This is a genomic window from Micromonospora sp. NPDC049203 (assembly GCF_043197215.1).
GTDB lineage: Bacteria > Actinomycetota > Actinomycetes > Mycobacteriales > Micromonosporaceae > Micromonospora.
Genome location: NZ_JBICSV010000002.1, coordinates 192,662 through 216,574, shown reverse-complemented (window position 1 = coordinate 216,574; position 23,913 = coordinate 192,662). Strand labels below are relative to the sequence as shown.

25 protein-coding genes and 1 riboswitch are annotated in these 23,913 nt (G+C 74.5%); of the genes, 18 read left to right on the top strand and 7 right to left on the bottom strand.

All coding sequences use genetic code 11. The features are described 5' to 3' along the window. Window positions 1-84 precede the first annotated feature (84 nt). The 15 genes from ACGFIA_RS05660 (at window position 85) to ACGFIA_RS05590 (ending at window position 12,946) form a co-directional block, all read left to right on the top strand. Window positions 85-486 carry a MerR family DNA-binding transcriptional regulator gene (locus ACGFIA_RS05660; RefSeq protein WP_357383062.1) on the top strand — a complete coding sequence of 134 codons (402 nt, stop codon included), beginning with the start codon at window positions 85-87 and terminating at the stop codon, window positions 484-486. After that, window positions 483-1,265, top strand: a complete 783-nt coding sequence (gene modA / locus ACGFIA_RS05655; protein WP_357383063.1) for a molybdate ABC transporter substrate-binding protein — start codon at window positions 483-485, stop codon at window positions 1,263-1,265. The genes ACGFIA_RS05660 and modA overlap by 4 nt, the downstream gene beginning before the upstream one ends. Then, window positions 1,262-2,059, top strand: coding sequence for an ABC transporter permease (locus ACGFIA_RS05650; RefSeq protein ID WP_357383065.1), 798 nt, complete (start codon window positions 1,262-1,264; stop codon window positions 2,057-2,059). Before modA ends, ACGFIA_RS05650 begins: the two co-directional genes overlap by 4 nt. Further along, complete coding sequence (locus ACGFIA_RS05645) at window positions 2,041-3,108, top strand: ABC transporter ATP-binding protein (protein WP_357383067.1); 1,068 nt, start codon at window positions 2,041-2,043, stop codon at window positions 3,106-3,108. The genes ACGFIA_RS05650 and ACGFIA_RS05645 overlap by 19 nt, the downstream gene beginning before the upstream one ends. A 95-nt stretch (window positions 3,109-3,203) precedes the next feature. Next, window positions 3,204-3,476, top strand: coding sequence for a hypothetical protein (locus tag ACGFIA_RS05640; RefSeq protein WP_357383069.1), 273 nt, complete (start codon window positions 3,204-3,206; stop codon window positions 3,474-3,476). Between the two features lie 49 nt (window positions 3,477-3,525). After that, window positions 3,526-4,545 (top strand): zinc-binding alcohol dehydrogenase, encoded by a 1,020-nt coding sequence (locus tag ACGFIA_RS05635; protein ID WP_393258836.1) that lies wholly within the window; start codon window positions 3,526-3,528, stop codon window positions 4,543-4,545. Window positions 4,546-4,547: 2 nt separating this feature from the next. Further along, complete coding sequence (locus ACGFIA_RS05630) at window positions 4,548-4,946, top strand: 6-carboxytetrahydropterin synthase (RefSeq protein WP_357383073.1); 399 nt, start codon at window positions 4,548-4,550, stop codon at window positions 4,944-4,946. 4 nt (window positions 4,947-4,950) lie between these two features. Further along, on the top strand, window positions 4,951-5,988 hold the full coding sequence (locus ACGFIA_RS05625) for a glycosyltransferase family 4 protein (RefSeq protein WP_357383075.1): 1,038 nt from the start codon (window positions 4,951-4,953) through the stop codon (window positions 5,986-5,988). After that, on the top strand, window positions 5,985-6,794 hold the full coding sequence (locus ACGFIA_RS05620) for a class I SAM-dependent methyltransferase (protein ID WP_357383077.1): 810 nt from the start codon (window positions 5,985-5,987) through the stop codon (window positions 6,792-6,794). The genes ACGFIA_RS05625 and ACGFIA_RS05620 overlap by 4 nt, the downstream gene beginning before the upstream one ends. A 147-nt stretch (window positions 6,795-6,941) precedes the next feature. After that, on the top strand, window positions 6,942-7,838 hold the full coding sequence (locus ACGFIA_RS05615) for a lysylphosphatidylglycerol synthase transmembrane domain-containing protein (RefSeq protein WP_357383228.1): 897 nt from the start codon (window positions 6,942-6,944) through the stop codon (window positions 7,836-7,838). Between the two features lie 69 nt (window positions 7,839-7,907). Continuing rightward, the gene (ribA, locus tag ACGFIA_RS05610) at window positions 7,908-8,537 is read left to right on the top strand and encodes a GTP cyclohydrolase II (RefSeq protein ID WP_357383079.1); all 630 of its coding nucleotides are present in this window, start codon (window positions 7,908-7,910) and stop codon (window positions 8,535-8,537) included. Beyond that, window positions 8,534-9,223, top strand: a complete 690-nt coding sequence (locus tag ACGFIA_RS05605) for a RibD family protein (RefSeq protein WP_357383081.1) — start codon at window positions 8,534-8,536, stop codon at window positions 9,221-9,223. The genes ribA and ACGFIA_RS05605 overlap by 4 nt, the downstream gene beginning before the upstream one ends. Window positions 9,224-9,330: 107 nt before the next feature. Further along, window positions 9,331-11,010, top strand: coding sequence for an extracellular solute-binding protein (locus ACGFIA_RS05600; RefSeq protein ID WP_357383083.1), 1,680 nt, complete (start codon window positions 9,331-9,333; stop codon window positions 11,008-11,010). Beyond that, window positions 11,007-12,029, top strand: a complete 1,023-nt coding sequence (locus tag ACGFIA_RS05595; protein WP_357383085.1) for an ABC transporter permease subunit — start codon at window positions 11,007-11,009, stop codon at window positions 12,027-12,029. Before ACGFIA_RS05600 ends, ACGFIA_RS05595 begins: the two co-directional genes overlap by 4 nt. After that, a complete protein-coding gene (locus tag ACGFIA_RS05590; protein WP_357383087.1) occupies window positions 12,026-12,946 on the top strand; it encodes a carbohydrate ABC transporter permease in 921 nt (306 codons plus the stop codon). Before ACGFIA_RS05595 ends, ACGFIA_RS05590 begins: the two co-directional genes overlap by 4 nt. A 36-nt stretch (window positions 12,947-12,982) precedes the next feature. Here the strand turns inward: ACGFIA_RS05590 and ACGFIA_RS05585 are convergent, their stop codons facing one another. The 5 genes from ACGFIA_RS05585 to ACGFIA_RS05565 all read right to left on the bottom strand — a co-directional run bounded on the left by ACGFIA_RS05585 (window position 12,983) and on the right by ACGFIA_RS05565 (window position 17,313). Next, window positions 12,983-13,726 (bottom strand): amino acid ABC transporter ATP-binding protein, encoded by a 744-nt coding sequence (locus ACGFIA_RS05585; RefSeq protein ID WP_357383089.1) that lies wholly within the window; start codon window positions 13,724-13,726, stop codon window positions 12,983-12,985. Beyond that, window positions 13,723-14,499: an amino acid ABC transporter permease gene (locus tag ACGFIA_RS05580; RefSeq protein ID WP_357467660.1), complete on the bottom strand. Its 777-nt coding sequence runs from the start codon at window positions 14,497-14,499 to the stop codon at window positions 13,723-13,725. The genes ACGFIA_RS05585 and ACGFIA_RS05580 overlap by 4 nt, the downstream gene beginning before the upstream one ends. Before the next feature lie 38 nt (window positions 14,500-14,537). Further along, a complete protein-coding gene (locus ACGFIA_RS05575; RefSeq protein WP_393258830.1) occupies window positions 14,538-15,389 on the bottom strand; it encodes an ABC transporter substrate-binding protein in 852 nt (283 codons plus the stop codon). A gap of 109 nt (window positions 15,390-15,498) precedes the next feature. Beyond that, a complete protein-coding gene (locus ACGFIA_RS05570; protein WP_357383095.1) occupies window positions 15,499-15,624 on the bottom strand; it encodes a hypothetical protein in 126 nt (41 codons plus the stop codon). A 33-nt stretch (window positions 15,625-15,657) separates the two neighbouring features. Further along, a riboswitch (SAM riboswitch) is annotated at window positions 15,658-15,768 on the bottom strand. A gap of 69 nt (window positions 15,769-15,837) precedes the next feature. Beyond that, the gene (locus ACGFIA_RS05565) at window positions 15,838-17,313 is read right to left on the bottom strand and encodes an NAD(P)/FAD-dependent oxidoreductase (RefSeq protein ID WP_357478578.1); all 1,476 of its coding nucleotides are present in this window, start codon (window positions 17,311-17,313) and stop codon (window positions 15,838-15,840) included. Between the two features lie 171 nt (window positions 17,314-17,484). Between ACGFIA_RS05565 and ACGFIA_RS05560 the strand changes: the two genes are divergently transcribed. After that, window positions 17,485-18,861 carry a hypothetical protein gene (locus tag ACGFIA_RS05560; RefSeq protein ID WP_393258827.1) on the top strand — a complete coding sequence of 459 codons (1,377 nt, stop codon included), beginning with the start codon at window positions 17,485-17,487 and terminating at the stop codon, window positions 18,859-18,861. A gap of 64 nt (window positions 18,862-18,925) precedes the next feature. Then, window positions 18,926-19,378: a hypothetical protein gene (locus tag ACGFIA_RS05555; protein WP_393258826.1), complete on the top strand. Its 453-nt coding sequence runs from the start codon at window positions 18,926-18,928 to the stop codon at window positions 19,376-19,378. A gap of 45 nt (window positions 19,379-19,423) precedes the next feature. Here ACGFIA_RS05555 and ACGFIA_RS05550 read toward each other — a convergent pair whose 3' ends face one another. Continuing rightward, on the bottom strand, window positions 19,424-21,979 hold the full coding sequence (locus ACGFIA_RS05550) for a hypothetical protein (protein WP_393258824.1): 2,556 nt from the start codon (window positions 21,977-21,979) through the stop codon (window positions 19,424-19,426). After that, window positions 21,976-23,310, bottom strand: a complete 1,335-nt coding sequence (locus ACGFIA_RS05545; protein ID WP_393258822.1) for an SWIM zinc finger family protein — start codon at window positions 23,308-23,310, stop codon at window positions 21,976-21,978. The genes ACGFIA_RS05550 and ACGFIA_RS05545 overlap by 4 nt, the downstream gene beginning before the upstream one ends. A 59-nt stretch (window positions 23,311-23,369) precedes the next feature. On the opposite strand from ACGFIA_RS05545, the gene ACGFIA_RS05540 reads away from it, so the two are divergent. Then, on the top strand, window positions 23,370-23,912 hold the full coding sequence (locus ACGFIA_RS05540) for a GNAT family protein (protein WP_357383107.1): 543 nt from the start codon (window positions 23,370-23,372) through the stop codon (window positions 23,910-23,912). Window position 23,913: the final 1 nt, after the last annotated feature.

Below are 23,913 nucleotides of genomic sequence, written 5' to 3'. Positions count from 1 at the left end.
GGTCCCCGAGCCGCTCCGCAGCTCGCGGATGCGAGCCACCACGCCTCTTCCGGCTCGCACCTGCGGGCCGCTAGGGTGGGGCGCGTGACGGTGTTCCGCATCGGCGAGGCGGCCGAACTGCTCGGGGTCAGCGCGGACACGGTCCGCCGCTGGATCGACGCCGGCAAGCTGCCGGCCACCCGCGACGAGCACGGCCACCGGGTGCTCGACGGCGCGGACGTCGCGGCGTTCGTCCGCGCCCCCGGCCATCCCGAGCTCTCCTCGGCCCGCAACCGGCTGCGCGGCATCGTCACCGCCGTCGTCAAGGACACCGTGATGGCCCAGGTGGACATCCAGGCCGGCCCGTTCCGGGTGGTGTCGCTGATGAGCCGCGAGGCCGTCGACGACCTCGACCTCCAGGTCGGCTCCGTCGCCGTCGCGGTCATCAAGTCGACCACCGTCGTGGTCGAACGCGCCGTCACCCCCAGGGGAAGGACAAGCCCATGACCGTACGGCGGATCCGCGTCGCACTCGCCGCCGCGCTGGTGGCGGCGCTCGGCCTGACCGCCTGCGGCGGCGTCGACGAACCGGCCGGGCCCGACGGCGCCGGACCGCTGACAGTGTTCGCCGCCGCCTCGCTCACCGAGTCGTTCACCACGCTCGGCAAGGAGTACGAGGCAGCGCACCCGGGCCGCACCGTCAGGTTCAACTTCGGCGGCAGCTCCGGGCTGGCCACCCAGATCACCCAGGGCGCACCCGCCGACGTGTTCGCCGCCGCGTCCCCGGCCACCATGAAGACGGTCACCGACGCCGGTGACGCGGCCGGCGAACCGGCGGTGCTGGTCCGCAACCAGCTCGTCGTCGCCGTACCCCCTGGCAACCCGGCCCGGGTCGGCGGCCTGGCCGACCTGGCCCGCCCCGGCGTCAAGGTGGCGCTCTGCGCCGAGCAGGTGCCCTGCGGCGCCGCCGCCCGCACCGCGCTCGGCGCCGCCGGCGTCCGGCTCACCCCCGCCACGCTCGAACAGGACGTCAAGGGCGCGCTGGCCAAGCTGCGCCTCGGCGAGGTCGACGCGGCACTGGTCTACCGCACCGACGTCCGCTCCGCCCCCGGACTCGACGCCGTCGAGTTCCCCGAGTCGGCGCGCGCGGTGAACGACTACCCGATCGTGGTGCTGCGCGCCGCCGGCAACCCGGCCGGCGCCCGCGCCTTCGTCGACTTCGTCCGCTCCGACGCCGGGCTCGCCGTGCTCACCGCCGCCGGGTTCCAGGCGCCGCCCGGCGCATGAGCCGCACCGTACGCCGGCAGCGGGTGCCGGTGGCCCTGCTCGTGCCCGCCGGGCTCGGACTGGCCTTCCTCGTCCTGCCGCTCGCCGGCCTGCTGCTCCGCGCACCCTGGACCACGCTGCCCGAGCGGCTGACCGAACCGGGTGTGCTCACCGCGCTGCGGCTGTCGCTGGAGACCGCAACCGTCGCCACGCTGCTCTGCGTGGCGCTCGGCGTACCCCTGGCCTGGCTCCTGGCGCGGGTGGAGTTCCCCGGCCGGCGGCTGGTCCGGGCGCTGGTCACCGTGCCGCTGGTGCTGCCGCCGGTGGTCGGCGGCGTGGCGCTGCTGCTGGTTTTCGGCCGGCGCGGGCTGATCGGGTCGTGGCTGGACGAGACGTTCGGGGTGACGTTGCCGTTCACCACCGCCGGGGTGGTGCTGGCCGAGGCGTTCGTGGCCATGCCGTTCCTGGTCATCGCCGTCGAGGGGGCGCTGCGCGGCGCCGACCCCCGGTACGAGGAGGCCGCCGCCACGCTCGGCGCCGGGCGGTTCACCACCTTCACCCGGGTCACGCTGCCGCTCGTCGCCCCGGGCGTGGTGGCCGGGGCGGTGCTCTGCTGGGCGCGCGCGCTCGGTGAGTTCGGCGCCACCATCACGTTCGCCGGCAACTACCCCGGCCGCACCCAGACCATGCCGCTGGCGGTCTACCTGGCGCTGGAGACCGACCTGCAGGCCGCGATCGTGCTGAGCCTGATCCTGCTCACCGTCTCCGTGGTCATCCTCGCCGCGCTGCGCGACAAATGGGTCGGCACGACATGAGTGTGCTGGACGCGCGTCTGGTCGCCGAGCGGGACGGCTTCACCCTCGACGTGCCGCTGCGCATCGCCGCCGGTGAGGTGGTGGCGCTGCTCGGCCCCAACGGCGCCGGCAAGACCACCGCGCTGCGGGTGCTCGCCGGGCTGCACCCGCTCAGCGCCGGGCACCTCACGCTCGACGGCGCCGACCTGGACCGGCCCGGGCGCCGGGTGTGGACGCCGCCGGAGCGGCGGCCGGTCGGCGTGGTGTTCCAGGACTACCTGCTGTTCCCGCACCTGAGCGCGCTGGACAACGTGGCGTTCGGGCCGCGCCGCCGGGGCGCCGACAAGCGCGCCGCCCGCGCCCTGGCCCAGCGGTGGCTGGACCGGGTCGGCCTCGGCGACCAGGCCCGCCGCCGGCCCCGGCAGCTCTCCGGCGGGCAGGCCCAGCGGGTCGCGCTGGCCCGCGCGCTCGCCGTCGACCCGGCCCTGCTGCTGCTCGACGAGCCCCTGGCCGCGCTCGACGCGCGGACCCGGCTGGACACCCGCGCCGAACTCCAGCGCCACCTCGGCGCGCACCCCGGCGCGACGCTCCTGGTCACCCACGACCCCCTCGACGCCCTGGTGCTCGCCGACCGACTGGTCATCGTGGAGGACGGGCGGGTCGTGCAGGAGGGCGACGCCCCCACCGTGACGGCCCGGCCACGCACCGACTACGTGGCCCGGCTCGTCGGTCTCAACCTGCACCGCGGCCACGCCCACGGGCGCACCGTCACGGTCGGTGAACTGACGCTCACCACCGCCGACACCGTCCACGGTGACGCGTTCGTGGCGTACCCGCCGTCGGCGGTGGCGCTGCACCCCGCCAAGCCCGAGGGGAGCCCGCGCAACGTCTGGGCGGCCACCGTCAACGGCGTGCAACGACACGGTGACAACCTGCGCGTGCAGCTCGCCGGGCCGGTCGAGGCGGCCGCCGACGTCACGCCCGCCGCCGCGGCCCATCTCGGACTGATCCCCGGCCAGCCGGTCTGGGCGGCGGTGAAGGCAGCCGAGACGCGCGCCTATCCGGCGTGACAAACACCGCTGGTCAGGACGTGTGCCCAGGTGAGAGGTTTGATCTGCGCTCAACCGGTCACTGGGACGGTAGCGACGACGCAAAGGGGGACACGGTGCCCGACACGATCCGCAACAGGTCCAGTCAGGACGCCGCTCTGCCACGGGGCGTGACCGATCCGTTGCTGTGGCGTGCCGCGTACGACGTTGCCGCCGCCCACCGGCCCGACGAGTCCGGCCGGTGCGAGAGCCTGCTGTGTGACGGCCAGGCCGCGCCGTGTGACGCGCTGACCGCGGCCCACCGGGCCATGGAGCTGGCCGGGGACCGGCACGACGACCGGGCCGAGCCCGAGACCTGGCGTCCGGAGCAGCGCCGGCGCGCGGCCTGAGCATCGGGTGGCGGGCGGTTCGAACCGCTGACGCCCCGCTTTCGTGTTTATGATCGACAACTCGGTCGGAATGCGGGGAAGAGGAGAGTTCGTGACTGTCGACGCCCACGCGTTCTGGCTCCGCGCACCCGGTGCGGGCGAGATCCGGCCGGTCCGGCTCGCCCCGCCCGGCCCGGGCGAGGTGCTGGTCCGTACCCGCTTCTCCGGGGTCAGCCGCGGCACCGAGACGCTTGTCTTCACCGGCCGCGTCCCGGCCGACCAGCACGCCGCCATGCGCGCGCCGTTCCAGGAGGGCGACTTCCCCGCGCCGGTCAAGTACGGCTACCTCAGCGTCGGCACCGTCGAGGCAGGCGACGAGCGGCTGCTCGGCCGTACCGTCTTCTGCCTCTACCCGCACCAGAGCGCGTACGTGGTCCCGGCCGACGCGGTCACAGTCGTGCCGGACGGCGTGCCGGCCGGGCGCGCGGTGCTGGCCGGCACCGTGGAGACGGCTGTCAACGCGCTCTGGGACGCCGCGCCGCTGGTCGGCGACCGGGTCACGGTGATCGGCGGCGGCATGGTCGGCTGCGCGGTGACCGCGCTGCTGGCCCGCTTCCCCGGCGTACGCGTGGAACTGGTCGACGCCGACCCGGCCCGGGCCGGGGTGGCCGCCGCGCTCGGCGCCGGCTTCGCCACCCCCGCCGGCGCGAGCGGCGAGCGCGACCTGGTGGTGCACGCCAGCGCTACCGCCGACGGGCTGCAGCGTGGCCTGGAGCTGCTGCGTCCCGAGGGCACCGTGCTGGAGCTGAGCTGGTACGGCGACCGGCCGGTCACGCTGGCGCTGGGCGGCGCGTTCCACTCCCGACGGCTGGGCATCCGCAGCAGCCAGGTCGGCACCGTGTCGCCGCGGCGGGCCGACCGCAGCTACGCCGACCGGCTCGCGCTCGCCCTGGACCTGCTGGCCGACCCGGCGTTCGACGCGCTGCTCACCGGCCGGTCGCGCTTCGAGGACCTGCCCGACGTGCTGGACCGGCTCGCCTCGGGCGAGCTGCCGGCGCTGTGTCATCTCATCACCTACGGCGAGGAGTGATCGTGTTCAGCGTGACCGTCCGGGACCACATGATGGTCGCCCACAGCTTCCGCGGCGAGGTCTTCGGCCCGGCGCAGCGGCTGCACGGGGCGACGTTCGTCGTCGACGCCACGTTCCGCCGCGCCGAGGTGGACGACGACGGGATCGTGGTCGACATCGGGCTGGCCACCGAGCAGCTCAAGGCCGTTCTCGCCGAGCTGAACTACCGCAACCTCGACGACGAGCCGGCCTTCGCCGGGGTGAACACCACCACCGAGGTGCTCGCGCGGACGATCGCCGACCGGCTCGCCGACGCGGTGCACGCCGGCCGGCTGGGGGAGGGCGCGCGGGGCCTGGCCGGGATCACCGTCACGCTGCACGAGTCGCACATCGCGTGGGCGAGCTACGAGCGGTCGCTCTGACCGGATGACAGTCGTCCACGTGGTGCTTCCGGGCGACATCGACGACCCGGCGGACCCCAGTGGCGGCAACGCCTACGACCGCCGGGTCTGCCGGGGCCTGGCCGCCCGCGGCTGGACGGTACGGGAGCACCAGGTGCCAGGCGGCTGGCCACACCCGGGGCCGGCGGAGCGCGCCGACCTGGCCGGGCTGCTCGGCGGGCTGTCCGACGGCGTGCCGGTGCTGCTCGACGGCCTGGTCGCCTCGACCGTGCCGGATGTGCTCGCCCCGCACGCCGCGCGGCTGCGCCTGGTCGTCCTGGTGCACCTGCCGATCGAGGGCGAGACGGAGGCGCGGTCGCTGGCGGCGGCCACCGCCGTGGTCGCCACCAGCGAGTGGACGCGGCGTCGCCTGCTCGACCGCTACGCGCTGCCACCGCGGATGGTGACCGTCGCGCCGCCCGGCGTCGACCCGGCGCCCGTCGCCACCGGCACACCCGGCGGGGGACGGCTGCTCTGCGTCGCCGCCGTCACCGGGGTCAAGGGGCACGACGTGCTGGCTGCCGCGCTCGCCGAGGTGTCGGACCTGGACTGGACCTGCGACTGGGTGGGCCCGCTGGACCGGGACCGCGCGTTCGCCGACGGGTTGCGCGGGCGCCTCGACGCCACAGGTCTCGGCGGCCGGGTCCGGCTGACCGGACCACGCACCGGCACGGACCTGGCCGCCACGTACGCCGCCGCGGATCTGCTGGTTGCGCCCTCCCGGCGGGAGACGTACGGGATGGTGGTCACCGAGGCGCTGGCCCGTGGCGTACCGGTGCTGGTTAGCGACACCGGCGGCCTGCCGGACACGCTCGGGCACGCCCCCGGCGGCGACCGGCCCGGCCTGCTGGTGCCGCCGGACGATCCTGGTGCGACCGCCGCGGCGCTGCGGCGCTGGCTCACCGACGCCGGCCTGCGGGACCGGCTGCGCCACGCCGCCCGGCAGCGGCGGCACACCCTCACCGGCTGGCCGGTCACCGTGGACCGGCTGGCGACGGCACTGAAGGAGGCGACCGCGGCATGACCACCTCACTCCCGCCCGGCTTCGCGGACTGGCTGCGACTGCGTGAGCCCGCCGACGCGGCGGCCCGCAGCGCCGAGCTGGCCGACGCGGTCCGCGACCGGCTGCCCGCCGGCCGCCCGCTCGTCGTGCACGACCTGGGCAGCGGCACCGGCTCGATGGCCCGCTGGCTCGCGCCCCGGCTACCCGGCCCGCAACACTGGGTACTGCACGAACGCGACGCGGACCTGCTCGCGCTGGCCCGGGCCGGACGGCTCACCGCCGCCGACGGCGCCGAGGTCACGGTGACCACGCGCGACTCCGATGTCACCCGGCTGACCGCCGCCGACCTCGCCGACGCCCATCTGGTCACCGCGTCCGCGCTGCTGGACATGCTCACCGCCGAGGAGGTCGAACGGATGGCGGCGGCCTGCGCCGGCCACCCGACGCTGTTCGCGCTCACCGTGACCGGCCGGGCCGAGTTCAGCCCGCCGGACCCGCTGGACGCCGAGCTGACCGCAGCGTTCAACGCCCACCAGCGCCGTACCGTCGACGGCCGGGTCCTGCTCGGCCCGGACGCGGTGGACGTCACGGTGGCCGCGTTCCGCCGGCACGGCGTCGACACGCTCGTGCGGCCGACCCCGTGGCGGCTCGGCCCGGAGCAGGCGGAACTGGCCGCCGAGTGGCTCACCGGCTGGGTCGAGGCGGCCGTCGAGGAACTACCGCATCTGTCCGGGCCCGCCGCGACGTATCACAGGTGGCGGCTCGCCGAGGCCGCCGCCGGACGGCTCGGAGTGGTGCTGCACCACGCCGACCTGCTCGCCGGCTGAACCGTACCGGCCGTCGGCACGTGACAACCGGTGGGAACAAGGGAGGACCGTTTGTCACACGTCGCCGTCGCCGGGCCCGTACCGGCCGTCGCATCCGTACCGGCCCGGCCGCGCCGGTCCCGGCCGAACGGAGCCTGGGTACGTCCGCTGCTCGGGCTCGCCGTGCTCGCCGTGCTCGTCGCGTCGGTGGGCACCGGCCCGTTCCTGGCCGGGCTGCGCCTGATCGACGCGCCCGCGCTGGCCGCCGCGCTCGGCATCGGCGTGATCACCACCGTCTGCTGCGCCTGGCGCTGGTCGCTGGTCGCCGGCGGGCTGGGCGTACGGCTGCCGATGCGCGCGGCGGTGGCGCACTGCTACCGGGCCGTCTTCCTGAACTCCACGCTGCCCGGTGGCGTGCTCGGCGACGTGCACCGGGCGGTACGGCACGGCCGCGACGCCGGGGACGTGGCCCGGGGCGTGCGGGCGGTGGTCTGGGAGCGCACCGCCGGGCAGGTGGTGCAGGTGGTGATCGCGGTGGCGCTGCTCGCCGCGTTCCCGTCGCCGGTACGCCGGTACCTGCCCGCGCTGGCCGCCGTGCTCGCCGTGGTCGCGCTGGCGCTGGTGCTCGCCGCCCGCGCGGTGCCCCGCTCCGGCGCGTCCCGCCTCGCCCGGGCGGCCCGGACCGCTGTCGCCGACGTCCGCTCCGGGGTGCTGGGCCGCCGGACGTGGGCCGGTGTGGTGGTCGCCTCGACAGTGGTGTTCGCCGGTCACCTGGCCACGTTCGTGGTGGCCGCCCGCACGGCCGGCGCGGACGCCCCGCTGTCGCATCTGCTGCCGCTGACGCTGCTGGCCCTGATGGCGATGGCGGTGCCGCTGAACGTGGGTGGTTTCGGGCCGCGCGAGGGCGTGGCCGCGTGGGCGTTCGCCTCGGCCGGGCTGACCGCCGCGCAGGGTGTGGCGACCGGCACTGTGTACGGCGCGCTGGTCCTGGTGGCCAGCCTGCCGGGCGCCGCGGTGCTGCTGGCACGGCGGATGCCCCGGCGCGAGCCCGGCAACTGTCGGTGATCCCGCCTACGGTGGGGGAGCGAGGTGTGCGTCGCCGGGTCCGCCCGGCGACCGGACGACAGGAGAACCATGGACGAAACGCTGCCCACCGCGACGGTCCGGACCCGCGTGACGGTTCCGCTCCGGTTCCCCGACGGCTACGTGACGACGGCCCGCGTGCACACCTTCCACGGTCTCGTCGACGGACGCGAGCACCTGGCGTTCGGGCTCGGTGAGCACACCGAGGCCGACCCGCCGCTGGTCCGCCCGCACAGCGAGTGCCTCACCGGGGACGTGTTCGGCAGTCAGCGCTGCGACTGCGGGCCGCAGTTGCGCGAGGCGGTACAGCGCATCGCCGAGGCCGGTGGCTACCTGCTCTACCTGCGGCAGGAGGGGCGCGGCATCGGCCTGTACGCCAAGCTCGACGCGTACGCCCTGCAGGACGACGGCCTCGACACGTACGAGGCGAACCTCGCGCTCGGGCGCGGCGCGGACGAGCGCGACTACACGGTGGCCGCGCAGATGCTCGCCGCGCTGGGCGTGGACCGGGTGGCCCTGCTCAGCAACAACCCGGACAAGGCGGCCCAGCTCGAACGCCTCGGCGTGACGGTGGCCGACCGGGTGTCCACCGGCGTGCACCTGTCCCCGGCCAACGCCGGCTATCTGGCGGCCAAGGTGACCCGCGCCGACCACGCCCTCGACCTGCCGTTCGTGCCGTGACCACCCGCCCGTACGTGCTGCTCAGCTGCGCGATGTCGATCGACGGCTACATCGACGACGCCAGCGCCGAGCGGCTGCTGCTGTCGAACGACGACGACCTGGACCGGGTCGACGCGACCCGGGCCGGGTGCGACGCGATCCTGGTGGGCGCGGCCACCGTGCGCCGCGACGACCCCCGCCTGCTGGTGCGCAGCGAGCAACGGCGGGCCGAGCGGGTGGCGCGCGGGTTGCCGCCGTCGCCGGTGAAGGTGACTGTCACCGGCAGCGGTGACCTCGATCCGGGTGCCCGGTTCTTCACCACCGGTGACGGGCTCAAGCTGGTCTACTGCCCGAGCGGCGTGGTGGACAAGGCCCGCGAGCAGGTGGGCGCCGTGTCGACGGTGGTCGACGCGGGGGATCCGGCCACCCCGGAGGCGGTGGTGGCCGACCTGGCCGGGCGTGGGGTGACGCGCCTGATGGTGGAGGGCGGCGGCATGGTGCACCGCCAGTTCCTGACCGCCGGCCTGGCCGACGAGTTGCACCTGGTGGTGGCGCCGTTCTTCGTGGGGGACAGGCGGGCGCCGCGCTTCGTCGGGGACGGCCGCTTCCCGTGGCACGCGGGGCGCCGGGCCCGGGTGGTCGAGGTGCGCCAGATCGGCGACGTGGTCCTCACCCGGTACGCGTTGTCCGACCGCTGCCCGGCCTGACCGCCGTGTCGATCCGGTCCGCCCTTGTGCAAGCTCACGGTCGTGATTAGTTTGTTGACCATCCATACGAACTAATCCGCTGCGCTTCCCTTCCCGAAGGGGGACCGATGACCGCGCACCACCCCGACCCGGGCTCCTCCCGCCGCCGCTTCCTCGGCCTGGTCGGCCTCGGCGTGGCCGCCACCGCCACCGGCCCGCTGCTCGCCGGCTGCTCGGAGAAGCCGGCCGGCTCCGGCGCCGCCCAGAACCTCGACGCCGTCTCCGGCCTGCTGCCCACCCGCAAGGACCTGCCCGGCGGCATCAAACCCGACATCGTCGGCACCCGCCCGGTGCCCGACGGCTACACCAGCTACCCGACGATGCTCGTCGACGCCATCACCGACAAGCCCGGCACCAGCGGCAAGCAGGTCACCGCGATGACCCCGGCCTGGGGCCCGGCACCGCCCGGGGTGGCGCAGAGCGCCTACCTCCAGGCCGTGAACGCAGAGCTGGGCACGCCCGTCAACTTCACCATCCAGGACGGCAACACGTACGCCGACAAGCTCAACGCCATGCTCGGTGCGCGGGACGTCCCGGACCTGCTGTGCGTACCGGGGTGGGAGGTGGAGAAGATCCCGCGCTTCGCCGAGGCGATCAAGGTGCTCTTCGAGGACCTGACCGACCACCTCAAGGGCGACGCCGCCGGCGCGTACCCGATGCTGGCGAGCTTCCCCACCGGGGCCTGGCGGCGTGCGGTGTGGAACGAGCGGATCATGTCCGTGCCCAACCCAACTGACGGGCCGTTCCCGTGGGCAATGTTCACCCGCAAGGACGTGCTCGACGCCCGCGGCCTGGCCGTGCCGGCGAACCTGGACGGCCTGCTCGCCGCGGCCAAGCAGGTCACCGACCCGGCGCGCAAGGTGTGGGCGTTCAACGACGTCTTCGCCATGATCCAGATGTTCCACAAGGTGCCGGGCCACAAGGGCGGGTGGCGGGTCAAGTCTGACGGCACGCCCGAGTTCAAGTACGAGACCGAGGAGTTCCGCCGCGCGCTGGAGGTCATGGCCAAGATCTACGCGGACGGCCTGGTCCACCCGGACGTCGTGGCCAGCAAGGGCGCGGACGCCAAGCAGTTGTTCGCCAAGAACGGCGCGATCGTGTTCCTCCAGGACGGCGTCGGCTTCTGGCAGGGCGCCCAGGCCGAGCACCAGAAGACCAACCCCAAGCTCAACATCCAGGCGGTGCCGATCTTCTCCGCCACCGGCGGCGACCCGTTGGTCTGGGGCGACGACGAGCCGATCTCCTACACGTTCGTCAAGAAGGGCCTCGGCAAGGACCGGGTCCAGGAGCTGCTGCGGATCATCAACTGGTGCTCCGCGCCACTGGGCAGCCAGGAGGCCCAGCTGCGGGACTTCGGGGTCGCGGGCAAGCACCACACCCCGTCGCCGAACGGCCCGGTCAAGACCGACCTGGCGTTCAAGGAGATCGCCAACCAGTACTTCTTCATCAGCGGCCGCAACCCCACCATCGGGCCGTTCCCGGACACCCCGCGCTTCGTGCCGGACGTGCTCGCGTACTCCAACGAGATGGTCAAGCACATGGAGCCCAACCCCTGGGCGGGCGTGAAGCTGGAGATGCCGGCCGCTTACAAGGCCAACCAGGTGCCCACCGAGGACAAGTTCACCGACGTGCTGCGCGGCCGCCGACCGCTCAGCGACGTGGACGCCATCGTCAAGGAGTGGAAGGCGAACGGCGGCGAGGAGGCCCGAAAGCTGCTCGCCGACTCGCTGCCGAAGGAGGGCCGGTGAACGAGCCGGCCGTCCTGGCCGGGCCCGAGCGGGCCCGGCCGGACGCGCCGGCCCCACCGGGCCGCCCGCCCCGTCGCCGCCCGTCCCGCCGCCGGGTGCCGCTGCGCACCCGGCTGCGCCGGGACTGGCAACTGCTCGCCATGGTGGCGCCCGGCTTCGGAATCCTGCTGATCTTCAGCTACCTGCCGATCGCCGGCAACGTGATCGCCTTCCAGGACTACAACCCCTACCTGGGCGACAACCCGTGGCAGGCGTTCCTGCACAGCGACTGGATCGGCTTCGGGCAGTTCCAGCTGCTCTTCGACGACCCGGCGTTCTGGGACGCGTTCCGCAACACGCTGGCGATCACCGCGTTCCAGCTGGTGTTCTTCTTCCCGCTGCCGATCCTGCTGGCGATCGCGCTGCACAACCTGCTGTCCAGCCGGCTGCGCGGACTGATCCAGACCATCGTCTACCTGCCGCACTTCTTCAGCTGGGTGCTGGTGGTGACGTTCTTCGTGGCGATGCTCGGCGGCGCCGGGCTGCTCGCGCAGACCATGCGCGAGGCCGGGACGCAGCCGTGGAACGTGATGACCAACCCGGACACGTTCATCGTCCTGGTCACCGTCGAGGCGGTGTGGAAGGACGTCGGCTGGGGCACGATCGTCTTCCTGGCCGCGCTGTCCACCATCGACCAGAACCTCTACGAGGCCGCCGCCGCGGACGGTGCCGGCCGGTGGCGGCGGCTGTGGCACATCACGCTGCCCGGCCTGCGGCCGGTGATCGTGCTGCTGCTCATCCTGCGCCTGGGTGACGCGCTCTCCGTCGGCTTCGAGCAGTTCCTCCTGCAACGCGACGCCGTCGGCCGGCAGGCTGCCGAGGTGCTCGACACCTTCGTCTACCACTTCTCCATCGCCACCGGGAACTACGGCTACGGCGCGGCGGCCGGACTGTTCAAGGCCGTCATCGGGCTGGTGCTGATCCTGGCCGCCAACCGCGTGGCGCACATGCTCGGCGAACGAGGGATCTACTCGAAGTGACCACGCTCATCCGCCGGGTCGCCGGCGACCGACAGCGCCGGCCGGTGTGGCAGGAACCGCCCACCCCCCTCGGCCAGGGGCTCAAGGCCGTCATGCTCACCCTGCTGGTGGCGGGCGTGCTGTTCCCGCTCTGGGTGATCCTGGTGACCAGCCTCTCCTCCCGGGAGACCATCGCGCGGGCCGGCGGACTGGTGGTCGTGCCCAGGGGCGTCGACACGTCCGCGTACGAGACGATCTTCGCCGGCGGCGCTGTCACCCGGGCCCTGTGGATCAGTACGCTGGTCACCGTCTTCGGCACCGCCATCGCGCTGACCGTCACAGTGCTCGCCGCGTACGGGCTGTCCCGGCCGGGCTCGCTGGGCCACCGCTGGCTGCTGGCGTACTTCCTGATCCCGTTCCTGGTCTACCCGCCGCTGGTGCCGCGCTACCTGGTGGTCACCGGGCTGGGGCTGAAGGACACCATCTGGGCGCTGGTCCTGCCGCCGGCGATCAGCGTGTTCAACCTGGTCGTGGTGCGCGGGTTCTTCCAGGGCATCCCGTCGGAGCTGCTGGACAGCGCCCGCATCGACGGCGCGAGCGACTTCCGGACGCTCGCGCGCATCGTGCTGCCGCTGTCCCGCGCGGTGATCGCCGTGGTCGGCCTGTTCTACGCGGTCAGCTACTGGAACGTCTGGTTCGACGCGCTGCTGTTCATCGACAGCAACGACATGTACCCGATCCAGCGGGTGCTGCAGAGCTACCTGCTGGCCGGGCAGGCTCCGCACACCTCCGGTGGGAGCAGCGGGGTGACCATGCCACCGACCGAGGCGGTCAAGATGGCGGTGGTGGTGCTGACCGTCGCGCCGATCGTCGCCGTCTATCCGTTCATCCAGCGGCACTTCGTCAAGGGCGTGCTGATCGGCGCGGTGAAGGGCTGAGGGCGCGTCCGGGCGCGGCGCACCGCACCGGGGATGTCAGAGCACCTGGGACAGGAAGCGCCGCAGCCGGGGATGCTCCGGCGCGTCGAACACCGCCTCCGGCGGCCCGGCCTCAAGCACCACTCCCGCGTCCATGAACGCCACAGTGTCGGCGACGCTGCGCGCGAACCCCATCTCGTGCGTCACCACGACCATGGTCATCCCGGCGGCGGCCAGGTCCGCCATCACCGCGAGCACGCCCTTCACCAGTTCCGGGTCCAGCGCGCTGGTCGCCTCGTCGAAGAGCATCACCTGCGGGCGCAGCGCCAGCGCCCGCGCGATGGCGACGCGCTGCTGCTGGCCGCCGGAGAGCTGCGCCGGCCGCGCGTCCGCCTTGCCGGCCAGGCCGACCAGGTCGAGCTGGGCGCGGGCGAGCGCCACCGCCTCGTCCTCGCTCAGCTTCTTGAGCTTGCGCAGCGCCAGCGTGATGTTGCGCAGCACGCTCAGGTGCGGGAACAGGTTGAACTGCTGGAACACCATGCCGATGCGCTGGCGCAGCGCGTCCGGGTCGTCGCGCAGCACGCTGCGCCCGTCCAGCAGCACGTCGCCCCGGTCCGGCTCGATCAGCCGGTTGATGGTGCGCAGCAGCGTCGACTTGCCGGAGCCGGACGGGCCGATCACGCAGGCCGCCCGGCCCCGGGCCACGTCCAGGTCCGCGCCGCGCAGCACCCGGTGCGCGCCGAAGGCCAGGTGCACGTCGCGGACGGCCAGGCTGACCGAGGTCGTGGTGGCGGTGGTCATCGCGGGTCCTTTCCGGACGGGGTCAGGTCGGCCGGCTCGGCGTCGGGCTCCGGCTCGGGCGGCGCGGCCGGGCGGCCCTGCCGCAGGCGCCGGTCCAGCCAGTTGACCGCGTGGGTCAGCGGCACGGTCAGCACCAGGTAGAACAGACCAGCCAGCAGCAGCGCGGACTGGTTGCCGGTGTTCGCCGCGTAGTCCTGCCCGATCCGGAACAGCTCCCGCTGGCTGGCCAGCAGGCCGAGGAAGTAGACCAGGCTGGAGTCCTTGATCAGCGCGATGAGCTGGTTGACCCAGGCGGGCAGGACCCGGCGTACGCCCTGCGGGATGATCACCAGGCGCATCGCCTCGCCCCAGGAGAAGCCGAGCGCCCGCGCGCCCTCCAACTGGGCGGCCTCCACGCTCAGGATGCCGGCCCGGAAGATCTCGCCCAGGTAGGCCGAGGCGATCAGCGACAGCGCCAGCACGCCCAGCGGATAGGGGTTCGGGCCCCACACCTGCATGCCGAGCGGCGCCAGGCCCACGCCGATGAGCAGGATGGTCGCCGCGGCCGGCAGGCCGCGGAACACGTCGGTGTAGACCCGCGCCGGCCACCGCAACCATCGGGTACGCGAGATGCCGGCGACGGCCAGCAGCATGCCCAGCACCGAGCCGAGCAGGGCGGCGGAGACCGCCAGGGTGAGCGTGTTGGGCAGCCCGACGGTGAGCATCTCGGGCAGCGCCTCGCGCATCGAGTCCCAGTCGAAGAACGTCTCCCACAGCGTGCTCAGTGGATCCATGTCCGCTCCGTCCGCCCTGCTCGTGCTCGGTTACCGGTTCAGGAGGCGGCCGTCGGCGACGGCACTGCCACCGACCCGCTGCCCGGCTTGAAGTCGGCCGGCACCGGCCGCCCCGGGTAGTACTCGGCCTGCAGGCGGCTCCACGTGCCGTCCGCGATCACCTCGTCCAGGCCCTTGTTGAGCGCCTCGCGCAGCTTGTCGTCGCCCTTCGCCACCGCGTACGCGGTCGGGGTGGGGCTGAGCTGCTTCGCCGCGACCTTGATCTTGCCGTTGGCGTCGGCGGCGGACTTGTCGCCGATCTCGGCCGGGGCGATCCAGGCGTCAGCGGTGCCGGCCTTGAGCTGGTTGATCGCGCTGTTGTAGTCGGGCACCCGCACCGGGTCGAGGTTCTGCTTGGTGGCGTAGTCGTCCTGCACGGTGCCCTGGACCACCACCACCCGCTTGCCGGCGAGCTGGTCGAAGCCGGTGATCGGGGAGCCGGCGGGCACGTCCAGGCCGAAGTAGCCGAAGTCGTAGCCGTTGCCGAAGTCGACGGTCTTCTTCCGCGCCTCGGTGATCGTGATCGAGGAGCTGCCCACGTCGAACTTGCCGCTGTTGACCTGCGCGAGCAGGCCGGAGAAGTCGGTGCCGACGAACTCCACCTTCAGGCCGATCTTGGCGGCCACGGCGCGCAGCAGCTCGTTGTCGAAGCCGGTGAACTCGCCGTCCTTCAAAAAGACGTTCGGCGGGGCGTCGGTGAGCGTGCCGGCGCGGATCACGCCGGGCTGGAGCAGGCCGTACGGGTTGTCGGCCGCGTCGGTGTCGTCGCCGCAGGCGGTGAGCGCGGTGACGGCGAGCAGGGCGGCCGCGCCGACGGCGGCGGCACGGGTCAGGACGGTACGGAAACGCACGATGTCTCTCCAGAGTGGACGGACGCGCGGGGTGCGCGTCGACGCCGGCCCGCCGGACGGACGGCCGGGCCGGAGAAGGTGGATCGGGGAAAGGAGGGGTGGCGCTCGCTCAGCGCGCGAGGCGACAGCCGTCGCTGCACACCCGCATCAGGTCGACGTGGCGGCGCTTGACCAGCGCGAAGCGGGCCGGGTACGCGGCGACGTCGCCGGATGGGGTGGAGGGTGGTGCGGACATCGGTCTCCCTGGTCTGTTGCTGACCTGGGTGCCAGGCCACGCTTGCACCGGCGGCTGCCGGTGCCTGGTCTTCACCCGGGGCACCCCACCGCGGAGGAGGGTTGCCGGCCAGCGAGCCGGGGCTTCGCGCTGGCGCTCATGACCTGCCCAGAAGGCTAGCAGCACCGCGGCGGCGCTCGTCCAGTGGTTATGACCACCCTCACGCGCCGGGCCTCACCGCCGGGCCGGGACGACCGGCGCGTCCCGGCCGGTGCCGTGCCGCGACGGGCTGCGCTGCTCGTGGTAGTCCTGCTCGACGTTGACGGTCCAGACGTCGTGGCCCGCGCCGTGCGCGATGTTCTCCGCGGTCAGCATCGCCGTCAGCATCGAGTGGTCGGCGTTGTTGTACCGGTGCATGCCGTTGCGCCCGACCGGGTGCACGTTCGGCACGTTCGCGGCCAGCCAGTCCCGGATCACGTCGACGTTGCGCTGGTACCGCTCGTCGTAGACCGGGTACGCCTTCGGCATCCGGACCACGTGGCCCGCCTCGACGCACCCGGACTTCACCAGGCCGAGGCGTTCCAGCTCGGCGGTGGCGAACGCGACGAGCTCCGCGTCCGGCGTCCGCCACATCTCGTCGCCCTCGAAGACGAAGTACTCCAGCCCCAGGCAGGTCCGCCCGTCCTTGACCAGGTACGGCGACCACGAGCCGAAGTTCTGGATCCGGCCCACCCGGGCGGCCGGGTCGTGCACGTAGATCCAGTTGTCCGGGAACGAGAACTCCTCGGGCACCACGAGCGCCACGGTCAGGAAGTCCCGGTACCGCAGGTCGTCGGCGGCGGCCCGCACCTCGGGCGGCGCCTCCGGGCGCATCGCCCGCACCAGCGCGGAGATCGGCATCGAGGAGATCACGTGGTCGGCCGGCTCGGTGCGCTCCCCGCCCGCGCCGGCCACCGTCACGGCGGTGGCCCGCCGCGCGGCCGGATCCCGGTGCACCTCGGTCACCCAGGCGCCGGTACGCACGGTGCCGCCCCGCGCGGTGACCTCCTCGGCACAGCGCTCCCACATCATCCCCGGGCCGTGCTTCGGGTACTGGAACTCCTCGATCAGGCTCGTCACGTCTGTGCGGTTGCGGCGGGGCAGCAGCGCGTTGCGCATCGCCGTGGCCAGCGACAGGTTCTTGATCCGCTGGGCGGCCCAGTCGGCCTGCAACCGGTCCGCCGGCATCCCCCAGACCTTCTCCGTGTACGTCTTGAAGAAGATCGAGTAGAGCCGCCAGCCGAACCGCGCCGACACCCACCCCTCGAAGTGCGACTGGTCCTTCGGCGGGCGCAGCCGGGCCCGGCCGTACGAGCCCAGACAGCGCACCGCCTCCAGCAGGCCGAGGTTGCGCAGCGCGTTGCCGGCGCTGAGCGGGTAGTCGAACAGCGCGCCCCGGTAGTAGATCCGGCTCATCCGCGGCCGGAGCAGGAAGTCCTCGTCGGGCAGGATCTCGTGCCAGAAGTCCTCGACCCGGGACACCTTGGTGAAGAAGCGGTGCCCGCCGATGTCGAAGCGCCAGCCGTCACGCTCCACCGTCCGGCTGATCCCGCCCACCACGTCGTCGGCCTCGTAGACCCGGACCGGCTCGCCGTGCCGCAGCAGCTCGTACGCGGCGGTCAGCCCGGCCGGCCCCGCCCCGATGATCACGGTCCCGTCGCCGTCGCCCATGCCGTACGCGCCCCCTCGCCCGCCGATGCGGCAGCGCGCTTACCCGCCCTGGCGGCGTCCTCACCTGCCGGTTCCCGCCGGTCCGGCGGGTGTGAGCCGGTCCGGACGGGGAACGCGCACCGGGTTTTGCGGCCGGGCGAGCCGGCCCGAGGGCCGGACGGCGGGAGCGCGATGGCGGACGAAGGGCGGGCCGAGCCCGGCGGCACGGCCGGACCCGATCGTGCCGCCGACCCCGGCGGCCCGGCCCGGCCCGGCGGCACAGCCCGGCCGGACCGAGCGGCCGACCCCGGCGTCTCGGCACGCGCCGACGTCGGGCCCGACCGCGCGGCCGGTGGCGGCACACGCGCGGGGCGTACCCGATGGTGGTCGCGGGCAGCGGCAGTCGCCCGCCGGCTGCCGGAGCCGTGGGGGTTCGTGCTCGCCGTCTTCGCCGGGTCGAAGCTCGTGCTCAGTCTGATCGGCGTGCTGGTGCTCGCCGCGTGGGACGGGGTGCCGGGCGCGCCACCGCCCGCCGAGACCGCGATGCGTGCCCAGCAGGACGCGATCTCGTCCCACCGCTGGTTCTCGCTCTGGTTCGCCTGGGACTCGTTCCTCTACGAGCACCTGGCCCGCCTGCCGCTGGACCGGCCGTGGCCGGACTTCGGCTTCCCGCTGCTCTACCCGTTCCTGGCCCGGCCGCTCGCGCCGCTGCTCGGCGGGCACACCGCCTGGGCGCTGCTGCTGGTGAGCAACGTGGCGCTGGTGGTCCAGCTCTACTACGCGTACCGGCTGGGGGGCCGGCTGCTCGGCGGCGCGGGACCGGCCGGCGGGCGGCGGGCGGTCCGGTACCTGCTGCTCCTGCCGACGGCGTTCCTGTTCCAGGCGGCGCTCACCGAGTCGCTGTTCGTCTGCCTGGCGCTGGCCGCCTTCTGGTACGCCGAGCGAGGCCGCTGGCTGTTCGTCGGCGTCGTCGGCTACTTCCTGGCGATGAGCCGCTCGGTCGGTTTCCTCGTGGTGGTGCCGCTGGCGCTGGTGCTGCTGCGCGAGCACGGGTGGCGGGCCGGTCCCCGGCGGTGGCCGCGCCTGGTGCGGCAGGGCTGGCCGCTGCTGCTGGTCCCGGCGGGCTGGCTGACGTTCATGGCGTTCTGCCGGTGGCAGAGCGGCGACTGGTTCGCCTACCAGCACGCCCAGGAGACCGGCTGGGGGATCCGGCTGCAGAACCCGATCACGACCGCCGCGTCCGCGCTGACCGGCGGCAACTCGGCCGACGCGCTGCGGGTCTGGATCGCCGTGGCGACGGTGGCGGTGGCGGTCGTCGGGCTGCGCCGCCGCGCCGACTGGCCGTACCTGGTCTACACGCTCGTCATGGTGCTGGTGCCGCTGTCGATGGGGCCGCCGGTGTACAAGAGCCTGCTGCGCTACCTGCTCGCCGCCTTCCCCGTGGCGTTCGTGCTGGCCCGCTGGGCGCGGCGACGCGGCCTCGACGGCTGGCTCACCGCCGTGCTGGCGCTGGTGCAGGGCGCGTTGTTCGCGGTGTGGCTCACCTACTGGACCCACCTGATCATCTGACCGCTGCCGTCGTGGCCGTGCGGGCTGTCCGGCGGGACTGCCGGGTGGGCCGCAGAATGGGCGGATGACCGACCGGCGCGTGACTCTCGACGACCTCGGCGCCTGGTTGATCAAGGGCAACGCGGACGCGGTGGACCTGGCGGCCCGCTTCGCCGCCGACCCGCGCGTGAGCGGCTGGTGCGTCCGCCCCGGCTACCGGGTACGCCTCATGCGCGCCGGCCAGCCGGTGGTGTTCTGGGCCAGCGGCAGCCGGGGCCGCGCGCCGTACGGCGTCTGGGGCGTCGGCCGGCTCGCCGCCCCTGCCGTGCCCGGGGCACCGGGCGAGACGTGGACCGCGCCGCTGGACCTGACGATCCTGGACGAGCCGCTGCGGGTACGCCGCGACCTGATGCGCGCCGACCCACGGCTGGCCGGCGCGGAGGTGCTCCGGCAGCCGCAGGCGGCGAACCCGTCCTACCTGACAGTGGCCCAGTTCGAGGCGCTGCGCGGCTACCTGCCCCGGGACGGGCACGCCTGACCGGTCCGCCCGGTGCGGTTGTGCCCCCGCTGTCGACGTGCCGGCTCAGGCGGCCAGGGCGGCGGTGAGCCGGCGGGCCTCGGCGACCAGCCGGCTGCCGCCGCCCCGGGCCACCACGTCGGCCAGCCCCGGTATCTCGATCCGCACCCCCGTCGCGGTCGCGGTCTCCGCCGCCAGCGCCAGCAGGTCGGGTGTGCCCCGGGGCGGTGCCGGCTCGGCCAGCAGCGGCGGCAACGCCGCGGCGAGCAGCAGCCACACGCTCAGCGGGGCGCCCGCCGCCACCGCGTCGCGCAGCGGCGTGACCGCCCGCGTCAGCGTCACCTGCCCGCCGGCCGCCAGCGCGCCGAGGTGCCCGCCGGTCGCCGGCGCGTCCAGGTCACCCGCGGCGGCCAGGATCAGCACCGCGTCGAGCGCGGCCACCCGGTCCGCCTCGTGGCGGGCGCACAACCCGTAGGCCAGCGCCAGATCGAGGGCCGGTCCGCCCGCGCCGGTGCACTCGGCCAGCACCGGCAGGGCCGCGGCGTGCCCGAGGCTGTCCTCCTGCGCCGCGCCGGCCACCTCGGGCAGCAGGTGGGCGGCGACCACACCCCGGTGCCCAGGCAGGACGGCCGGCCAGACGTCACCCCAGCTGTCGGTCCACCGGCCGATCGGCCTGGGCGTCAGGGTGAGCAGGCCGAGCCGGTCCTCGACGCCGTCCGGCGGGGTGAGCGCGACGAGCGTCCGGCCCTCGGGCAGCTGGTCGTAGCCCCAGTCGTACCCGGCCGACCGCGCCCGCCGGCCCACCGCCACCACCTGCTGCGCCGGGGCCGGCACGGCGTCGCCGCGCAGCCAGCGGGCCAGCTCGTCGCCGGCCGGCGTGCGCAGCGTCGCGGCACGCTCGGCCAGCGGCCCGTCGACGCCGGCCGGCAGGCGCAGCAGGGCCTGCGCGAGATCCCAGCGCCACACCGGACGGTCACCCAGCGCCGCGATCCGTTCGTAGAGCGCCACCGGCTCGATCGCCCCGGTGACCGAGGTCGGCGCGGACAGCAGGCCTGGGTCGTCGCGGCCGTCCAGCCGCTGCCCGATCTCGGCCAGGCGGGTGCAGGCGAGCTGGACGGGCGCGGGCCGGCGTGTGGCCGGAACCGGCGCACCACCGCGGAACGGGAACGGCGCGCGCGGGCGGGACTCGGCCAGCAGCGTGCTCCACTTGTCGCGGCGGATCGCCGCCTCGGCCTCGCCGCAGACGGCAAGCAGCAGCCCGTGCATCTGGGCCGAGATTTTGAACACCGACCAGGGATGGTCGTACGCGCCGACCCGCTCGCGGCGCACCACAGGCAGGAGAGCCGCCGCGAGCCGTTCGCGGTCGGCGGTGCCGAGCCGGACCAGTCCGTCCATGACGCGTTCCGTGGTCAGCGCGGGCCAGCGCCGGCCGAGCGACGCCGCGACCTCCTCCACCAGCTCGTCCACGTCGTCGATCGGCGGCGGCGCGTCCGCCGCCGGCAGCGGCGGCGGCAGGTCGTCGCGGGCCTCGGCAACCGTGGTGACGGCGACCGGCCGGTGGCCGTGCCGCTGCGCCAGCGTCAGCGCGCGCTCGCGCAGGCCGGCGTCCGGATGATCGGCCGCGACGGCGAGCACCGCGCCGATCTCCGCGGCCTGATCCGGGTGCTGCCGGGCCAGCCGGTCGAGCCAGGACACCTGCGCCCGGACCAGTGCCTTCTCCGGCCGGGCCAGCACCGTCCGCGCGGCCTCCCACAGCGCCTCCGGCTCGGCGGCGTCGCCGGCCTGCCGGAGCGTCCGCTGAGCGAGGCGGGCCACCGGTCCCGGCCCGTCGGTGAGCAGCCGCAGATAGGCGCTCGACCGCGTCGCCACCTCGTCCGGGGCCGGCGCCAGCAGGTCGTGCAGGACCAGGAACGGGCGCAGCGCGCCCGGCCGGTCGCCGCGCAGCAGCCGGCCGAGGACGCCGTTGAGCAGGACCGACCGGTCGAGCCGGCCCTCCGCGGCCAGCGCCGCCAGAGCCCGGGGCAGCGCATCCGCGTCCGTGCCCGCGCCGTCGCCGCGGGCCAGCTCGGTGCCCACACCGTCCACCTCGAACAGGCGCGGCAGCAGTGCGTCGAGGAACGGGTCCGCGCGCAGCCGGTCCACAGTCGGTGGGCGCGTCCCGCGCGGGTCCGGCGAGCCCTGCGCGGCGGCCCAGCCACGCACGAAGTCGTCCCCGGTCGGCGGCGGCGCCTTCTCCGCCAGCAGGAGACCGGCGACGAACCGCCAGCCCGCGAGCATCCGGTCCCGGGGGAGCCGGTCGGCCAGCTTGTACGCCACGTCGGCCAGCCAGGTCACCCCGCGTTCCCGGGCGGCCTCGACCACCGGCGCCGGATCGGCGTCGTCGAGCCAGACCGACCGGCGGCCCAGCAACGCGGCCACCTTTGCCGGGGTGCTGAGCGTGCCGACGGCGGCCACCGCCAGCGCGGTCGCCTCGGCATTCCACCACCAGGCATCCCGCCGCTGCCGGACGTGGGCGACCAGGGCCTCGCCGAGCGCCCGGCGGACCGGCTCGTCCAGCTCGGCCAGCGCCGACCGGACCCGCGACGGCCGTCCGCTTACCAGCGGCTTGAAGAACTCCCTCACGACAGCGCCTCCACCGGTGCCGCGACCATCGACACGGCCAGCGCGTGCCGGCACGGCCCCCGCTGCCCCCGGTGCCGCGCCCACCAGCGGCAGGAACACGAGTACGCGCCGTCCGGGTGGCGGCGTACCCGGTAGACCTCGTCGTCGGTGCGTACCGTCGCGTTCTCGCCGTCGCGCTCGACGGCGCTACGCTCGACGAGCGCCCGCGCGCCGACCAGCCGAGGGTTGTCCCGCTCCGCGCGGCCCGCGTCGTAGGGCATGACCCGGTGGAAGTACGCCCCGTCCGCCACGTCGTACCCGACCCGCCCGGCGGTGCCCAGCTGGGCGAGCGCGGCCCGCACCCGCTCGTCGGGCAGCGCGGCGGCGTCGGCCAGCGCTGCCACGTCGATCGCCGGATCCCAGTTGAGCAGCGCGCCCACCAGCTCCGCGTCGTCGACCACGTCGTCGCCGGCGAGCGCCGCCAGGGCCGCGCCCTCACCGGAGAACCCCCGGTACGGCTCGGGGGACAACGTGAGCGACACCCGCAGCGCCCCGGTGTCCAGCTCCCACGTGCTCGGCAGGGCCGGCGACCCGGCGCGCACCGCCGGGCCGTACACCCGCAGGGAGCGCGCGTGCCGCAGCACGCCGCGCAGCGCCGCGAGCCGGCCCGCGCCGGCCAGGCAGACAGCGCCCGGCACCGGGCGGGAGGTCAGCCGCAGCGTACGCCCGGCGGGCACCGCCCACAGCACGCTCCGGTCGTTCGCGGCCGGCAGCCGGCGCAGGAACGCCGCCGCCTCCGTCGCCGGGATCTCGGCGCGCGGCTCGAAGCCGGCGGTGAGCATGTGCACCTCGGCGAAGCCGCGCAGCCAGCGGCCGGGCAGCGGCACCTTCCGCTCGACCACCGCCCCATCCATCGTGGAGACGGTCAGGTCGTCCGGGCCGACCGCCACGTGCAGCGGCTCGATGCCGCCGACCCGGGCCAGCGCCTCCCGCAGCGGCGGGTTGACGTCCACGTTCGTGGTGCCGTGGCCGCTGATCTCGCCGTCCAGCCCGGCCGGCAGCACGTCCATCCGCGCGTACACCCCGCAGCAGCCGGAGAACGACTCGAACCGCAGGCGGCCCCGGCTGCCGGTGACCACCGGATCCAGGCTGGCCGGGTTGACCGGCTGGTGGTAACGGGTGCGTGCCACCTCGGCGACGGCGAGCAGCCCGGCCGCCGCCGCGGCGGGAGCGGTGAGGAACCCGGCGAAGAAGCGCGGGTTGGCCGCCGGGCCGCCGCAGGTCTGCAGATCGAGACCGGCGGCGCGCAGCGCGGACGGCTGAAGATATCGGTACGTCTGGACGGCGTTCACGGCGCAGACCGTAGAGCGACCGACCGACAAAAACGCGACGGTCCTGCTAGCTTCCTCGGATGTTCGCCCACGCGCTCACCGACGACGCCGAGTTGCGTCCACTGTCGCCCTGGCACGCCGAGGAGTTCCTGGCCAACCTCGACCGCTGCCGGGACCACATCGCGCCCTGGGTCGGCGCGTCCTTCGTCGCCACCGACGCCGAGTCGGCGGGCAAGGTCCTCCAGGCGTACGCCGACCGCTGGGCCCGTGACGACGGCGGCATCTGGGGCATCTGGCAGCGCGGCACGCTCGTCGGCGGCGTGCTGCTCGTGTCGCTGAGCACCACGCGTGGGGTGTGCGAGGCGGGCTGCTGGCTGGAGCCGGGCGCCGAGGGGCAGGGCCTGGTCACCCGCGCCGCACGCGTGATCATCGACTGGGCGGTGCGGGAGCGCGGCATCCACCGGGTCGAGTGGATCACGAAGGCCGGCAACGAGCGCAGCGTCGCCGTCGCGCGGCGGCTCGGCATGCGCCGCGACGGCGTCCTGCGCGCTGCGGCACCGACGCCCGACGGCCGCGCCGACCTGGAGGTCTGGTCGGTGCTGGCACCGGAGTGGACCGCCTGAC

What these genes read in the sequence shown, in the direction of transcription:
- ACGFIA_RS05600 (WP_357383083.1), top strand. Translation starts at nt 9,331, where the DNA reads ATGACCGCGCACCACCCCGACCCGGGCTCCTCCCGCCGCCGCTTCCTC.
- ACGFIA_RS05625 (WP_357383075.1), top strand. Translation starts at nt 4,951, where the DNA reads ATGACAGTCGTCCACGTGGTGCTTCCGGGCGACATCGACGACCCGGCG.
- ACGFIA_RS05585 (WP_357383089.1), bottom strand. Translation starts at nt 13,726, where the DNA reads ATGACCACCGCCACCACGACCTCGGTCAGCCTGGCCGTCCGCGACGTG.
- modA (WP_357383063.1), top strand. Translation starts at nt 483, where the DNA reads ATGACCGTACGGCGGATCCGCGTCGCACTCGCCGCCGCGCTGGTGGCG.
- ACGFIA_RS05580 (WP_357467660.1), bottom strand. Translation starts at nt 14,499, where the DNA reads ATGGATCCACTGAGCACGCTGTGGGAGACGTTCTTCGACTGGGACTCG.
- ACGFIA_RS05540 (WP_357383107.1), top strand. Translation starts at nt 23,370, where the DNA reads ATGTTCGCCCACGCGCTCACCGACGACGCCGAGTTGCGTCCACTGTCG.
- ACGFIA_RS05565 (WP_357478578.1), bottom strand. Translation starts at nt 17,313, where the DNA reads ATGGGCGACGGCGACGGGACCGTGATCATCGGGGCGGGGCCGGCCGGG.
- ACGFIA_RS05635 (WP_393258836.1), top strand. Translation starts at nt 3,526, where the DNA reads ATGATCGACAACTCGGTCGGAATGCGGGGAAGAGGAGAGTTCGTGACT.
- ACGFIA_RS05555 (WP_393258826.1), top strand. Translation starts at nt 18,926, where the DNA reads ATGACCGACCGGCGCGTGACTCTCGACGACCTCGGCGCCTGGTTGATC.
- ACGFIA_RS05570 (WP_357383095.1), bottom strand. Translation starts at nt 15,624, where the DNA reads ATGTCCGCACCACCCTCCACCCCATCCGGCGACGTCGCCGCGTACCCG.
- ribA (WP_357383079.1), top strand. Translation starts at nt 7,908, where the DNA reads ATGGACGAAACGCTGCCCACCGCGACGGTCCGGACCCGCGTGACGGTT.
- ACGFIA_RS05560 (WP_393258827.1), top strand. Translation starts at nt 17,485, where the DNA reads ATGGCGGACGAAGGGCGGGCCGAGCCCGGCGGCACGGCCGGACCCGAT.
- ACGFIA_RS05650 (WP_357383065.1), top strand. Translation starts at nt 1,262, where the DNA reads ATGAGCCGCACCGTACGCCGGCAGCGGGTGCCGGTGGCCCTGCTCGTG.
- ACGFIA_RS05645 (WP_357383067.1), top strand. Translation starts at nt 2,041, where the DNA reads ATGGGTCGGCACGACATGAGTGTGCTGGACGCGCGTCTGGTCGCCGAG.
- ACGFIA_RS05620 (WP_357383077.1), top strand. Translation starts at nt 5,985, where the DNA reads ATGACCACCTCACTCCCGCCCGGCTTCGCGGACTGGCTGCGACTGCGT.